Below are 13,330 nucleotides of genomic sequence, written 5' to 3'. Positions count from 1 at the left end.
CATCGGTGTCTCCTTCTAGAAAAGTAACACCTGAGTAGGAGTTTAGTGGGTCATGCAGGAAGTTTAAGGGTCAATACTCCGAGAGATTTGCTGCGGGATCGCGCTTATCAAAAATAACGTCTCGGTGAAATTCCAAGAAGCTGAGCTGCTTCTGGGAGAACGTTCCATATCTAAGAGATAAATCCAATTCTAAGCCGAGCCGACCTTGCACGTCGGAGGGTAGATTGTTCGAGACCAGTAATCGACCGCTCGACGAAAAGCTAATCCACCCCCGATCAAACAGAAGATCCGCGTGCGGAGCCAGCAGAAGACCGTTCTCGCCATCAACCCGCTCGCTATGAGTGCTATCCGCCCATGGCTTGATGTGGCTCGCGCGAAGGAATCTCAGGTCCTCAATGCCGGTCAACCGGCAACCCTTCTCAACGCCAATTAGTCGCTCGCGGAACAGACGCTGCTTCGTCCGCACTTCGGTTTCGCGTTTTGTGCTGGTCGCGCCGACGTCATCGATCGCGGCATCGATTTCAGCCTGGTCCGTCTCACTTGCCGCGAGGCCCAGCGAGGCTTCAAGTGATGTCAAGCGGAACACGATCGCAGATCTAGGCTGCCCTTTTCGATCTGGTGTGCCAGGTTGAACGTAAGAAGACCGGCACATGAACCTACCAAGGTACCGGTAGGGCCGCCCCTTGCCCATCATCTGAAACACTACGAGCGTCTTGCCATCCCTGATGTGCTCACCAATCGCTCGGTTCCCCGCCACATACTTCATGTCTCCGACCTGACCCTCGCCGAAGTAATGAAAGACTTCGGCGTCGTCCCAGAAGTCATGGTAGCCATGAGACACGCCGGCCTCGCCAGTAAACGCGATGACTAGCGGATGCTCCTTGGGTGTCGAAATGCCGCCTTGCTGTTGCCCGCCAAATACGGCATGGATCTGCTTTTGACGGTTGTAAAGCGCGCCCACCTCGAATGGGAGTTCCATCCTAGATCCCTGTCCCAGAAGCTAAGTGTCCAGGATTCTAGCCAGAACCAGGTTTCTTGTGTCATTGGTTGACGCGTTTGGCTGACTCGACAGGGTTCAGATGGGGGGCTACTGGGACGCAGACCTAGGGCAGGAGTTCTCAGGTGCGCTCAAGTTCCTCCTGCGTCTCTCTGGTGAGCCCCATCCATTTTTCCAGCGCTGTAGCTCCATTGCATCGCTTGCGACCGGAGACATGGTGACTATTAGAAGACTCGGCCCAGAGTTGTCCACGAACAGAATGGCATCGCCAAGCACGCTCATATCAAAGAAGCGTCTACTGGAATCCTGTTTTCCGATGGTGACGCCTTGGCAAGCCAACGCTTCGGCGAAGCTCTCGGCGTCGGCCCGAAACAGGGCAAACTCCGAGTCGGTGAGTCTTGGGTAGTTCTCAAGACTCATTGCGGTGGCCGGCGCGTACGTCCCGCCAATGATCAATCCCAATAGCGCTGCCGTCGTCAGGGCAAGCAAAGTCCGGCTCGGCATAGTGAGGCCAGTGTTAGAGGCTAAAGGCTCAGACAGCGGCGAATGCTTCGGACCGTGCATACGATCCGTGCATTGCATTCGATGTGCGCAGCGAGGCGCGCTCTACTCCCGCACCTGCAACTGCTCAGTCACCTGCGCAGTCAACGCCAGACACGCCATCTTCAACCCTTCCATCACCCGATCCCCGAGGTACTCCTCGGGCGCACCGTTCTGTCGAGTGCGCTCCGCAGCCAGCATCAGCTCGGCCACCACGCGCAACCCGGCCAACGCGCAATCCGCATCCGCCAGTTGAAGACACCGCCCAGGCAGTTGATGCCGCTCGGGCCAAGGCTGGCCGTCCGCAGCAGCACCGGTTCCGATGCGATGCAGCGTGGCGACGAAGGCGTTGGGATCGACGGACGATTCGCGCTCGGGTTCGGCGTTGTCCGGATCGTACTGCGCGTGCAGGGAACGAAAGTCCGATGTGTTCATGGCAATGCTCCGTACAGGACAGATAGCAGCGCCACCAATAAAGGCGGCGGACGGTGCGGGCTCGAAAACCGGTATGTACCAGACCGGCGGATCCGAAGATCCCCACGCACCGCCCGCCATGGAACGCGAACGGATTGCCAGCCGGCGCCACACAAAAGGTGACGCCGGCCGGCAAGCGCATACATCTGGTACATAGACGGGTTTTCGAGTCCCGCGCCACCCTTTTCCGGTGGCATGCCAAGGTGTACTCGCATGGTTGCGAGATGCCAAGAAACCGTAGGCCGCAGAGGCCGTAAATGCTGACGCTTGCGGCATTGTTGCATGGCGCGCGCGCGGCAGAACCCTTGCGGTGCAGTGGTTTCGGTCGGTGTTAAGTTACCGCCCGAATGCGCATTGAAAAGCACGGTTTGCAGCTGTTCGGGATCCCAAAAGCGACACGTAGCCCACAGGGCCCAGTCGCGCAGCGTGTCGATTGCGACACAACTTAACTTTGCAGCGCCACGCCCGGCCGAGGCCACAGCGCATCGTCGCGCTCCAGGTCGTAGTCGCTGCCGAACGCCAGTGCTGCTTCGCGAGGCAGAAGGTCTGCGTAGCAGCCCAGCAGGTACTCATCCATCCAAGCATCGCGGTGGTCGATGGCAAACAGGTGGAGGAGCTCCTTGTCGAAGGCTTCCAGCCATGCGGGGTCGATCTTGGTCATGTCATCCTCCAGAGGGGAAAGGGAGGATGGCTGGAGCGCGTCTCAAGACGTGGGACGCATGCTTGACCAGGTTCGGAATCTCGCAGTGATCTGATTGCACCAGGCGCAAGGTCGGGGTAGAACGGGGGCAGACTCGCTACGGCGCATCATAGCTAAAGGAGGCGAAAGAGCATGGAAGCATCGAAGTCGAACCAGCCTGTTCCCGGCAATTACTTCCTCCTGATGCCGGATACCACGCGTGGGGGAAAGGGGCACGGCGTTGTGTTCGAGAACGCGAAGCGGCTGCGCATCCCGCCGCGCCTGATCCTGCGACCCGAAGAGGGCGGCTTTCCGTCCATGGCGGAGAAGCCGTTGCTCGTCTACTCGGCAAAGAAGGGGAGCCTCCCGGAGGATCTGGAGGGGGGCCTGAGCGGCTACTGGATGGTCTCCGAACGATTACGCGGTGCTCTTGTGTCTGTGGATCCGGCCGGCTTCGAGTTTGTTGAGTGTGACTACCGCCTTGCCGATGGATCCAAGGGGCCGCGGTACTTCCTGTGTGATGTAACCCGTGAGCTCGATGCGGTGGACGAAGAAGCTTCGAAACTTCGGATCATCACTGACGCAGGCTATCGAGGTGGGAGGTTCTACGACCTTAGGGGCGGAGCCAGTCTGGCGTTCCGCAAGCAGGTCATCGGTCAAGCCAGAATATTCCGGACGCCTTACTCGGGAAACCTCGTCTTCTGCGACAGAGAGCTCCGCGACGCTGTGTGGAACGCTGGAATCGGTGGGCCGCGCGTATCGCGGGGCCTCTCGTTCACCGACGCGGCCAGGATCTGAGTCAGAGCTCTGAGGATCGGACCCTTGGGCGCCTTCTGGATTCGCTTCAACTGCTTACGAGCGACTTCGATTCACATTCACAGCGTGAGATGACAAAGCATGGGATCAACTTCCCCCATCAGCCGCGCAAGGGCGAGTTCTTCAAGCTACGACCGGATGCTACCCGTAGAGGAAAGAGTCACGAGGTGGTCTTTGAAAACGAGGACGCGTTGCTTGCGACTACGTGGCGGAGCAGGCTTGGCATTCAAGAGGGATGTAATCGGGGCAGTCATGTATTCTGGAGCCCGTACTCCGGCGATCTTGTGTACTGCACTCGCATGTTCCGGGATGCCATACGGGATGTGGGAATCGGAAGTGAGTGTGAAACGCGTGGCCTGAGGTTCAAGAACGTATTAAGAGTATGAACGAGTTTCACACAGACTCGCTGTCAGGTCCAAGTGTGATCGATGTAAGCTCTCTCACAGATCGCATTGCAAGAAGCCCAAAGGAAAACGACGATGGAACCTATGGCAATCAATGGACCTGAATCGGGAAGATTCTTCCTGTTTGCGCCGGACTTGGAAAGCAATCGTCCTTTCAGAGGAGCGATCTTCGAGAACGTTCAGGCGCTGCTGTCGCCACCGCGGATAATCCTCAGGCCAGAGAACGGTGGATTTCCCGAGCTCCGGGAGAAGCCCCGAATTGTGTTCGATGCTTCTCAGGGGCCTGCGCCGCGGGATCTGGAGGGTGGCTTCAGCGGGTACTGGCTGGTCTCGGAGCGACTCCAGCGCGTAATGAACGCATTGGATCCAGGCGCCTTCGCATTCGCCGAATGTGATGTTCGCTTTGCAGATGGCGCGCAGGGGCCACGCCACTTTTTGTGCGACGTAGTGAGAGAGCTGGATGCGGTGGACGAGGATCGTTCACGGCTAGACATTGAGATTGACGATGACTTCGTCAATGGCAAGTTCTACTCGATTGCAGGCGGTGCCAGCTTGGCCTTCAAGAACGATGTACTGGCAGGAGCGCATGTCTTCCTCACGCCATTCAGTACGTTCGTAATTGCTGATCGTCAGTTCGTGGATGCTGTGCATGCGGCGGGAGTGCCGGATGATCCGGAGTCGAGTGGAATATCTTTCATTGATGCATCAGATATCTGATTAAGTGCGGCTGCACGGAAGGAGCCTCCAGATGCCTCGAGTCGTTCCCAGCTTTCAGCAACATCACGCCATTGAGCAACAGACGCTTGGCAATAGTCGCTTGCTCAAAGCTCTGGCTGATGCGGGTCGCTTCAACATCGATGCCGATCAGAACCTGATCAATATGCCCCACGACAAGGCGCTCGCGCAGGCCTTGGGAGTGTCACCTCACAGCGGCGGACCGATTCGTGAGTATCGAATCGGATTGGAAGCCAATCTCGCCCGTCTCGAGCAAAGCTGGGATGGCCGAGCAGCGCTGGCCGGCGACCCGGAGGCAATGGATCGTATCGCTGCCAAAGTTCATCGGTTGAGCGACATCTCACAGGTCGGCCTGGTCAACGGAGATCTGCGGACGAACACTGCTTTAGGACAGAGCACCGAACAGGCGCGTGCCCAGACGAGGGAGTTCTACAGGAGGCCCGAGGAATACGCCCTGCAGCACTCTGGACAGCTGGAGCACCACCATCAGTCTTCCGTTCTTTCCAGGCAATGGAGCGTCGTCACACCCAACGAGAGTCGCGTTGTATACACGCTCCAGCACTTCCAAGGATCCGGGCAGCCGCTGATACGTGGCGGCAACATCGAGCTGCAGCGAAATGGATTGTCGAATGCCATCGCTGATGCCCATCAAGCCGGGCGTCTCCAGATGTCTCCGGGTGGCGTTCTTGTAGTTGAGTCTGTTCTTGGTGAAGAGGCCGCGTCACGCCTTCGTGCTCCGGTCGGGCAACGCGGCGGAGTTACCCTGGACCTCCTCCTCGGCGAAGCCTCCACCAGCCAACTGATCCGCTCCGGCGGCCTGCTCGCCTCTGGCGCCGACGCTGTGATCACCGCCCGCCGAACCTCGCAGCTGCTGGAAGAAGGCAACGGCACCGCCGCCCAGTCCGAACTCAACCATGCCTTGGCACGCAACGGCGGTGGCTGGATCGGTGGCATGGCCACGGCATCGGTGATTGGCACCTCCAGTTTCGTCCCAGCCGCCATCGTCGCGGGCGATGCGCTGCTGATGAGCAAGGCGTTCGACAAGGGTGCCGATGTGCTCGACAACCGCGCCGTCTACCGGCAGACCGACAAGGCCGATGTCACATGGCAGTTCGATGGCCGCAACTGGCAGCGCCAGGCGGTTATGGACAGCACAGGCGACGGCCTGGGCAATCCGGCTGAGCGCAGTGTGGGCGCCAGTTACGAGAAGGCCCGCGAGCTGGGCGCATATGCCCATGTAAAAGCGGTAGAGCTGGCGCTGGGCAAGGCACCGCCGTCGCAGGATCCTTTCAGTATTCCGGCGAAGGACGGCGAGGGCCGTCTGGACAATCCCAACTGGCACCGCGATGCGCAGACCGAACAGTGGACGCGGCAGGTCAAGATTGGCGTGTCCGGTGCCAACGACCGGGGTGTGTATGAGACGCAGACCGCCAGCCCCGAACGCGCCAACGAGTTGAATCGTGAGGCGGTGCAGCGCATCGAGAACAACATCGCCAACGGTAAGGCCGCCATTGCCGCCAGCTATCTGGAGACCTACGCCGCTACCCGCGCCAGCGACTTCGTGCCACTGGTGCCGGAAGCGGTGGAGCAGGCGCGTGCCAGGCCCGACGCCATCCAGGGCTCCGACAGCCATCTTTACCAGCGCGACGAAGCAGGGCAGTGGAGCCATGCTGGCCAGATCGCGCAGGGCAACATGGCACTGGAGCTGGAACTGACCCGCACCATCCAACAGCCGTCGCTCGATCAGTTCAACCAGACCATTGCCGCGTTGGAGGCGCGGCCGTTGCCGTCTGCGGCCGAAGTGAACCAGAACGAGCTGCGCCACAGCTACTACGCTGCGGGCGTTGCGCTGTCACCGGCATGGGAGCAAGCGATTGCCCTGGCCACTGCGCGCACGCGCGAGCAGCACGGCATTACGGGTCCCACGCTGCAGGAACTGGGGCCTGTAGCCGAGGGCAACGCGGGCGCCTCCCGGCCCATCACCCATTACCAGGTAGGCCAGGATGGCGTGGCGCGCGCCGTCGCGACCACCAGTACGCAGGAGCTGCAGGCCGCATGGAATGAGGTGCGGGCGCGTGCCAATGAGCAGGCGCCGTTGCCCGACTCGCCCGAGCTACGCATTGCAGCGCTGTCGGCGGGTGAGCAGGAGGTGTACCGGCAGGCACTGCAGGAGGCAAATCGGCTGGGTGCTGCGCAGGTGGATGCAGGACAGGCTGCCCGAGCGGCCGCGCAGGTGGCACATGGCGACAAGCCATCCGAGCAGGATGGGAACGCGGAAGTGCGGCCTGAAGAGCCGGCGACTGCGCAACCCATCGCGCCTGCGGCGGTTGCGGCAGCGCCGCCCGCGATAGCGGTCCCGCCACCACCTACGCCCGCGGCACAGGACAAGCCCGCGCCTCAACGGCACGCCGAGCAGCGCGATCCGCCGCGGCGTGAGGCGGAGCCCCAACCTCAGCCCCATCCAAACAGCGAGGCGCCCACCGAAAACCGTATCGCCTCACAGACGCCAGAGCCCGCTGGGCCGATGCAGGCGCACCCGGCCGCACCTGAGCGCGCGACGCCACATGTCGCCGCGCCCTTGGATGCGGCAACGCAGATGATGCCCGCGCAGCGCACAGAGCAGGCATCGGAGCCGGAGCGGATCGCCCCGGTGCCTGCGGTTGCTCCCACTCCAAAGCAGGACATGGCAGTGCAGGAGGTGGAACCGGTGCCCTTCAAGGAGCCGCTGCCTGCTGAGCCTTCGCGCGATCCATGGCCTTTGGAGCAGGAAACGGCACAACACGTGCCAGAGCCCGAATCGGCTCCGTTGGACGACCTCCAGCCAACCGCTGCGGCTGTCCCTGTTCCTGCCGAGCCTACGACAGCTCCACGCCCTGAGCCGGCCGCACTCGCACCGAATGAGGCATCAGCCCCGAACCGGGCGCTAGAAGACCCCACGCAGCCTGGCCATCCCGATCACGCGCTGTATCAGCAGATCCGCGAGGGCGTGGAAGCGCTGGACGCCAAGCACGGCCGCAGCTTCGATGAAGTCAGCGAACGCATGACCGTCAGCCTTCTGGTGCTGGCCAAGGACAACGACCTGGAACGGGTGGACCATGTGCTGGTGAGCAACGCTACGCGCGAACACCCGGCCGGGCACACGCTGTTCGTGGTGCAGGGCGAGCCCAGCAATCCGGCACACCAGCGCGCTGCGATGCCGACCGAGCTGGCGGCGCAGACATCGGTGGAAGAATCACTGCAACAGTTCGACTCTGTCAGCCGTGAAGCGCATCAGCGTGCACTTGCGAATCAGATGGATCAGCAGCTGGAAGACCAGCGGGTGCAGCACGACATCCAGATTCGTGCGGCCAGCGGGGGATGATCAACGTGTGAGCTGCACTGGGCGAGCTGCGATAAGGACCGAAGATGAAGCCACAAGGAAAGCGCCGGATATGCATGCTCGCGGGACTACTCGTTCTTCTGGCTACCGCCTGCCGGCCCGATGCGGCTCGCGACGAAGGCTCGATAGCAGAGGCCCATCGTCCGGATCTGGTGCCGCTTGTGCGAGCCATGCCCACCTCGTCAATGGGTGCACCATTGACGGTCGAGTTCGATGTGGCTGCTCCCAGCAAAAATTCCTCTCCAACGCTCATGATCGGCATTCGCGTTGACCGCACGGATAACACCGCGGCGTTTGGGGCACTGGCCGATGTTCGGGCGTCCGGGTTCCAGGCGAAGGTTTCCATGCAGCGCCTGGAATCGAGTGGATGGAAGGACGTGCCCTTGCACCGGCTGGAATGGGTCATTGGGGAACCTGCCAGAACAATTCCCATCCCCGCCGATGGTCGAGTGACAAATGCGTGGCTGGACGATGTTGACGTGCTGGCGCTGCAGAATGCTGGGCTGGAACGACCCGATGATAACTATGCACAGCTGGCCTTCGCATGGGCACGCAATCCGTCGCCGGGCCGATACCGGGTTGAAGTGCAACTGCACTCCCCTCTGCCACAGCTTGAGCCGTACCAGCCGGAACTGCTGGTTGCTTACTTGCGCAGGCCTAAATAAGGCAGCCTCGCCACCGCCGGTACGCTGAGTGTCACGGGTAAGTCAGCTCGCCATTCTGCCGATAGCGGGGGATCGTATTCATCTGTCTCCCCCTCCGAACTGGACCGCGTAGACGCAGGTTCTCGCTGTATCACCTTCATCGGAACGATAGGTCAACAGGCTGGTATCCATACCCTGGTTACCACCGGTGATGGGGCGCCGGTACTGCCTGATGCCCCCTCTCTGAAATGGCACTTCTGCTCCGGTCCTGTATCCGAGGGCTTCGAGTGCTCGTCCGGCACTTTCGGCTTCCCAGTAGCACACGCCATTCGGAGCATCTGTCACTGGCTGCTTACCCAGCTGATAGAAGATCACCTCTTGGTTGGGGAACTCATGTGCCGACTCAACCGACAGATAAGACGCCCCATAGTTGTAGCCGTTCGTCGTTGCCAGGTCCTTCGCGATGTGCCTGATGCTGACCTTTTCGTCTGGCACGAGTGACACACCGATCGCCGTGCCAAACTTGTCCGGACTGATGTCCGCTCTTGACCTGAGCGAATCCGCGTAGGCGAGAATGCGTTTTTGCAGCTCGGCCATGGAGATGCGGGCAGGCTGCGTATCTGCGGCAGCGGCACGTTCATTGACGGCAGACGTATCCGTCGATCGGGCACATGCAGATGTTAGCGTGAGCAAGGCCGACAGTCCGGAAATTGCCCCAATGCGAGCTGCGCGCGGCATAGCTCGAGGTAGCTGCGGCCGAAGCAATCTGGTCATGATGGCGTAGAGCAAAGCCGAAGCCTCCTTCGTTGTGATGCCCATCGGTGAGTCCCTGACGGTGTTGAAGGTACTGTTCGACCCTAATGAAGAGCGCCCGGACCTCCATCGTTCACGGCTGAACGCGATATCGTTCCAGAAGATCACGAACGCTGGTTTCCAGTCGCTGCCAGTCGCTCAGCATGACGCGTGCATAGTTCATCTCGATCGCGATGCTGTCGCCCACGTCCACGATGGAATGGCGGCACATTGCGATCTGGCCTTCGCCAGCGCGTTCAAGTGTCTTTCCCTGAACTACAAGTCCGTCAGGAATCCGATCTGCCGGGTCGCAGCTGATGAACGTTGTCAGTTGGCCCTCCGCCGAGCGGGCCACATACCAGTCTGGTTCCATTCCTGGGTTGTGCACGTAAGGCCTGCCCAGCGCAGCCTCCGTCCTTTGCATAGGCTGCCATCAACGATGGGTCGATCGCATACGGCGTCAGACCCCAGCGTTCGGGTTGTGCAACGCGCAGCGCGAGGTTCTCTACCGGGTCCCTTCGCTCCAGTGATCCCGGCGCGCTGGTGGCTTCACTACTGGACCGACGTGCCAGATAGTTCTGGATGGGAACGCGATCGATGTACCTAAGCTCGACCAGCACCTGCCGCCGGCTGTCCTGCGAGCTGCGCACCGGGCGATCACCGAGAGGCGCTGCATCGAAATCCGGCCAGAACACCGTGAGCATGACGCCCCCGTCGGTCAGGGGGGCCGTCTGGTTGTAGTAGAGGTTGGCCGGGAACATGAAGCGGCGCCGGCCCACTCGTGCCTCTACGGGCTCCGTTGTATAGGTATGTCCACCCACCGTACGGGGGCTGGTTGCGGCTTCGGACATGGGGGGTTCCGTTCGGGTCCTCTTCCGTGGATGGGCCCTTCGCGCAGGCGGTGGTGCTCAGCACGGCCACCAGAGCGAAGGAGGCAAGCCGGCAAGCCGGCGCTCTGCTCATGGGCGATTCCCTTGCATGATCGAAACGACTATAGAACGGTGGAATGGCAAGCTCCAGTCGCTGCCGGGACCTTGCTTGCGCCCGGGTCCATTACTGCACGCTGGCTCACATATTCAGCAAGTCGCGATCGGCGTCCTCTCTTCTTCCACCTGCCCCCCATCCCACCTATGCCATCATCCGCCCAGGACCGCAGTACCCATCAAGGCTGAACAGGCATGGAGCAGGCAACACGCTACACCGCAACATTGTACCTGGCCGCCCCCGGCACCCCGCTGAAGAGTGGGGGCACCTCGCCGCGCGGCCATATGTACCTGCAGGTGGCAGCAGGCGACGAGGCTCACAGCTATGGTTTCGCGCCGCCGCGCCAGGCGCCGGGCGAAACCCGCACCGGCGTGCAGTACGCGCAGGTGCGCCACGACGATGCCGACCAGCATCTGGACCCGTACTACAGCCGCACCCTGGAAATCACCGAAGAGCACTACGGCTGCCTGCGTGATTTCGCCGAGGAACCGGCCGAGTTCGAATTCGACGTGGATCGCCCGGCCACCATCAACCGCTGCAGCGATTTCGTATGGGCGGCGCTGCACTACGCGGGCCTGCATCCGCTGCCGGCGCCGCTGGATGGCGGCAGCAACCTGGGCGAGTTCGCGGTGCTGTTCAACCTGCCGGAAATCCAGTGCATTGCCGCGCCGTTCCCGGGCAGCGACCTGAATGCCGAAACCCATCACGCGATGCCCGAGCGCGAGGCTGAACATCATCGCCAGGGCGACCGCGCCAGCGATGAGCCGCCACCGACGCCGATTGAAGTGGCCGGCACGCTGCTGGACCCTTCGCATCCAGACCATCGCCTGTTCTCGCAGTTGATCCAGAAAGTGGCTGAACTGGATGCCGCGCATGGCCGCCCGTTCGATGCGGCCAGCCAGCGCATCAGCGCCAGCCTGCTGGTGCTGGCCAAGCAGAACAATCTCTCGCGGGTGGACCACGTGCTGCTCAGCCGGCCGACCCAAAGCAGCCATGCGGCAGAGAGCATCTTCATCGTGCAGGGCGACCGCAACGACCCCGGGCACCGCCGCGCCAGCATCGCCACCGAAGTGGCGGCCAAGACGGATGTGGCCGATTCGCTGCGGTTGAAGGAGCAATGACGCGGCCACTGCGGCGGGGGGCGGTGGTACTGGCGGTGCTGGGCGCGCTGGCGGCATGCCGTGCGTCACCAGCGCCTGAGGTTGCGCCGCCCCTGCTGACGCGCGCACAGGCCGAGTCCCGCACGGTTGTGCCGTTCACGCGGGCCGTGCAGTTGCAGAAGGCCGGTCGGATTGCCGAGGTCACGTTTGATCTGCCGGCACCCCAGAAGCCGGCCATTCCGATTCTGAACATCGGGTTGCGGCTGCAGGATACCGACGCGCGACGGCTGCTGGATGCTTCGGAGAAGATCACTCTCGGACGTTTGCCAGCGCGGCTACGCCTGGAGCGGATTGATGGCAGCTCGGCTCGTCATGTACAGCTCTGGCAGCGTACCCGCGATGGACGCGACTCGCAGAAGATCGCCGATGATGGCGTGGTCACAGACCTGACGACGGGGAGTGTGGACATCAATAGCTTGGCCGAGGCCGGGTTGTACTCTGAAGACGTGCTCTATCGCACGCTGCAGCTGGCGCAGGTCGGAGGCATTGCACCCGGGCGCTACGTTCTGCTGGTCGACCTTGTGGAGGATCGACCCCAGCTGGATGGCCTGAAAGCAGAATTGATCGTTGGCTACCAATCACTAGGAAAGTAGACATGCACAAGGACGATGCCGAACGCTACAGCGTAACCATCCATCTGGCGGCCCCCGGTACGCCGCGCTACGGCCGTGATGCCGAGGGAAACAGGTTCCTGCTGGAGCCTTCGTTCGCGGGGCACATGTTCCTGTCGCTGCGCCGTTCGGGTGAACCCTTGCCGGAGAGCATTGGTTTCACCCACGCAGGCACCAAGGACGAGCCGAACAGGGGCAAAGTCGATGACATGGACGTGTCGGTCTACGACAAGCCCCGCTTCGAGCGCACGATCGAGATCAGCAAGGAGCAGTACGACCGCATCCTCGAGTTCTCGGCGGACCCGAAGAAGCACGGATTCGACATGAACTACGACTTCTTCTCCAACGCCTGCACTGATTTCGCATGGGGTGCCCTGAACCACGCAGGCCTGCGCCCGGTCGGGCTGGCCGGGGAGATCACCAACTACGAGGGCGCCACCAAGGTCCTGGACAACATCCGCGCCGTCAATGCCATTCCGCAGCAGGTGAAGGGCAGCGAGCTGGACAGGGTGCAGTGGAACCCGATGCCGAAGCAGACGTTCCGCGAGTGGATGTTCACCGAGAACGGCGAGCAGTGGCGCGGCAACAGCACCCTCGCGGCAAGCGGGTCGCCCGCAGACCCGGCGCACGACGATCATGCCCGCCTCAACCAGATCCACCAGCAGGTGGCCGACCTCGGCGCTTTCGGTGCACGCAACGGCAATGTCAGTGCCAGCCTGCTTGCGCTGTCGAAGGAGCAGCAGTTCTCGCGTGTGGACGAAGTGGTGCTGGGCGAGCAGCGCGGCGATACCGCGCCGAAGCTGTTCATCGTGCAGGGGGACCGCAGTGACCCGGCACACCAGCGCGCCAGCATGCCCGCGGAGGTTGCAGCGCAGGCACCGGTGGAGGCCTCGTTCGAACGGGTCGCGCAGTTGCAGCAGAACCCGCCGCAGCGCGATGTGCAGCGCCTGCAGGAAGAGCAGCAACTGCAACAGAGCCACGGCCCACGGATGGCATAGCCGGCGGACGCGGTTCCAAGGTCGAACGTCTGCCACGCTCAGGCCGGCGCACGCCACGCCCCCCACCTGCTACCATTCCCCCGCAACCCCAGCCAGCCCACCCGCGCAGACAGATGC

13 protein-coding genes are annotated in these 13,330 nt (G+C 62.0%); 7 read left to right on the top strand and 6 right to left on the bottom strand.

What is annotated here, in order from left to right; translation table 11 throughout:
- Window positions 1-70: 70 nt before the first annotated feature.
- From JLDANKMP_RS11550 to JLDANKMP_RS11540, 3 genes are all read right to left on the bottom strand, one after another.
- On the bottom strand, window positions 71-979 hold the full coding sequence (locus tag JLDANKMP_RS11550; RefSeq protein ID WP_212561148.1) for an HNH endonuclease signature motif containing protein: 909 nt from the start codon (window positions 977-979) through the stop codon (window positions 71-73).
- A 624-nt stretch (window positions 980-1,603) separates the two neighbouring features.
- Complete coding sequence (locus tag JLDANKMP_RS11545; protein WP_212561147.1) at window positions 1,604-1,972, bottom strand: hypothetical protein; 369 nt, start codon at window positions 1,970-1,972, stop codon at window positions 1,604-1,606.
- A 484-nt stretch (window positions 1,973-2,456) separates the two neighbouring features.
- Window positions 2,457-2,672 carry a hypothetical protein gene (locus tag JLDANKMP_RS11540; RefSeq protein WP_212561146.1) on the bottom strand — a complete coding sequence of 72 codons (216 nt, stop codon included), beginning with the start codon at window positions 2,670-2,672 and terminating at the stop codon, window positions 2,457-2,459.
- Window positions 2,673-2,843: 171 nt separating this feature from the next.
- On the opposite strand from JLDANKMP_RS11540, the gene JLDANKMP_RS11535 reads away from it, so the two are divergent.
- The 4 genes from JLDANKMP_RS11535 to JLDANKMP_RS11520 all read left to right on the top strand — a co-directional run bounded on the left by JLDANKMP_RS11535 (window position 2,844) and on the right by JLDANKMP_RS11520 (window position 8,689).
- Window positions 2,844-3,488, top strand: coding sequence for a DUF1629 domain-containing protein (locus tag JLDANKMP_RS11535; RefSeq protein ID WP_099524522.1), 645 nt, complete (start codon window positions 2,844-2,846; stop codon window positions 3,486-3,488).
- A 497-nt stretch (window positions 3,489-3,985) separates the two neighbouring features.
- Window positions 3,986-4,627, top strand: coding sequence for a DUF1629 domain-containing protein (locus tag JLDANKMP_RS11530; RefSeq protein ID WP_099479140.1), 642 nt, complete (start codon window positions 3,986-3,988; stop codon window positions 4,625-4,627).
- Between the two features lie 31 nt (window positions 4,628-4,658).
- Window positions 4,659-8,006: an XVIPCD domain-containing protein gene (locus tag JLDANKMP_RS11525; RefSeq protein ID WP_212561145.1), complete on the top strand. Its 3,348-nt coding sequence runs from the start codon at window positions 4,659-4,661 to the stop codon at window positions 8,004-8,006.
- A gap of 44 nt (window positions 8,007-8,050) precedes the next feature.
- The gene (locus tag JLDANKMP_RS11520; RefSeq protein ID WP_123958175.1) at window positions 8,051-8,689 is read left to right on the top strand and encodes a hypothetical protein; all 639 of its coding nucleotides are present in this window, start codon (window positions 8,051-8,053) and stop codon (window positions 8,687-8,689) included.
- A 78-nt stretch (window positions 8,690-8,767) separates the two neighbouring features.
- On the opposite strand, the gene JLDANKMP_RS11515 is transcribed toward JLDANKMP_RS11520, so the two are convergent.
- The 3 genes from JLDANKMP_RS11515 to JLDANKMP_RS22265 all read right to left on the bottom strand — a co-directional run bounded on the left by JLDANKMP_RS11515 (window position 8,768) and on the right by JLDANKMP_RS22265 (window position 10,221).
- Entirely contained in the window at window positions 8,768-9,487 is a 720-nt protein-coding gene (locus JLDANKMP_RS11515) for a hypothetical protein (RefSeq protein ID WP_212561144.1), read from the bottom strand.
- Between the two features lie 67 nt (window positions 9,488-9,554).
- On the bottom strand, window positions 9,555-9,692 hold the full coding sequence (locus JLDANKMP_RS22270) for a hypothetical protein (RefSeq protein ID WP_249336876.1): 138 nt from the start codon (window positions 9,690-9,692) through the stop codon (window positions 9,555-9,557).
- A gap of 55 nt (window positions 9,693-9,747) precedes the next feature.
- Window positions 9,748-10,221, bottom strand: a complete 474-nt coding sequence (locus JLDANKMP_RS22265) for a hypothetical protein (protein WP_249336875.1) — start codon at window positions 10,219-10,221, stop codon at window positions 9,748-9,750.
- Window positions 10,222-10,638: 417 nt separating this feature from the next.
- On the opposite strand from JLDANKMP_RS22265, the gene JLDANKMP_RS11505 reads away from it, so the two are divergent.
- From JLDANKMP_RS11505 to JLDANKMP_RS11495, 3 genes are read left to right on the top strand one after another with little or no spacing between them, the layout of a single operon-like run.
- Window positions 10,639-11,565 carry an XVIPCD domain-containing protein gene (locus JLDANKMP_RS11505; RefSeq protein ID WP_212561143.1) on the top strand — a complete coding sequence of 309 codons (927 nt, stop codon included), beginning with the start codon at window positions 10,639-10,641 and terminating at the stop codon, window positions 11,563-11,565.
- Window positions 11,562-12,197, top strand: a complete 636-nt coding sequence (locus JLDANKMP_RS11500) for a hypothetical protein (RefSeq protein WP_164147435.1) — start codon at window positions 11,562-11,564, stop codon at window positions 12,195-12,197. Before JLDANKMP_RS11505 ends, JLDANKMP_RS11500 begins: the two co-directional genes overlap by 4 nt.
- Window positions 12,198-12,199: 2 nt before the next feature.
- Window positions 12,200-13,213, top strand: a complete 1,014-nt coding sequence (locus JLDANKMP_RS11495) for an XVIPCD domain-containing protein (RefSeq protein ID WP_212561142.1) — start codon at window positions 12,200-12,202, stop codon at window positions 13,211-13,213.
- Window positions 13,214-13,330 lie beyond the last annotated feature (117 nt).

Origin of the sequence: Stenotrophomonas sp. PE591 (assembly GCF_018320795.1) — a bacterium.
Lineage (GTDB): Bacteria > Pseudomonadota > Gammaproteobacteria > Xanthomonadales > Xanthomonadaceae > Stenotrophomonas > Stenotrophomonas maltophilia.
Note: the sequence above shows the minus strand (reverse complement) of the source record. Positions and strands in the feature narration are given on the sequence as shown.

Coding starts and splice junctions, on each gene's coding strand:
- JLDANKMP_RS11545 (WP_212561147.1), bottom strand. CDS start 1,972: ATGAACACATCGGACTTTCGTTCCCTGCACGCGCAGTACGATCCGGAC.
- JLDANKMP_RS22270 (WP_249336876.1), bottom strand. CDS start 9,692: ATGTGCCGCCATTCCATCGTGGACGTGGGCGACAGCATCGCGATCGAG.
- JLDANKMP_RS11505 (WP_212561143.1), top strand. CDS start 10,639: ATGGAGCAGGCAACACGCTACACCGCAACATTGTACCTGGCCGCCCCC.
- JLDANKMP_RS11550 (WP_212561148.1), bottom strand. CDS start 979: ATGGAACTCCCATTCGAGGTGGGCGCGCTTTACAACCGTCAAAAGCAG.
- JLDANKMP_RS11495 (WP_212561142.1), top strand. CDS start 12,200: ATGCACAAGGACGATGCCGAACGCTACAGCGTAACCATCCATCTGGCG.
- JLDANKMP_RS11515 (WP_212561144.1), bottom strand. CDS start 9,487: ATGGGCATCACAACGAAGGAGGCTTCGGCTTTGCTCTACGCCATCATG.
- JLDANKMP_RS11540 (WP_212561146.1), bottom strand. CDS start 2,672: ATGACCAAGATCGACCCCGCATGGCTGGAAGCCTTCGACAAGGAGCTC.
- JLDANKMP_RS11530 (WP_099479140.1), top strand. CDS start 3,986: ATGGAACCTATGGCAATCAATGGACCTGAATCGGGAAGATTCTTCCTG.
- JLDANKMP_RS11525 (WP_212561145.1), top strand. CDS start 4,659: ATGCCTCGAGTCGTTCCCAGCTTTCAGCAACATCACGCCATTGAGCAA.
- JLDANKMP_RS11500 (WP_164147435.1), top strand. CDS start 11,562: ATGACGCGGCCACTGCGGCGGGGGGCGGTGGTACTGGCGGTGCTGGGC.
- JLDANKMP_RS22265 (WP_249336875.1), bottom strand. CDS start 10,221: ATGTTCCCGGCCAACCTCTACTACAACCAGACGGCCCCCCTGACCGAC.
- JLDANKMP_RS11520 (WP_123958175.1), top strand. CDS start 8,051: ATGAAGCCACAAGGAAAGCGCCGGATATGCATGCTCGCGGGACTACTC.
- JLDANKMP_RS11535 (WP_099524522.1), top strand. CDS start 2,844: ATGGAAGCATCGAAGTCGAACCAGCCTGTTCCCGGCAATTACTTCCTC.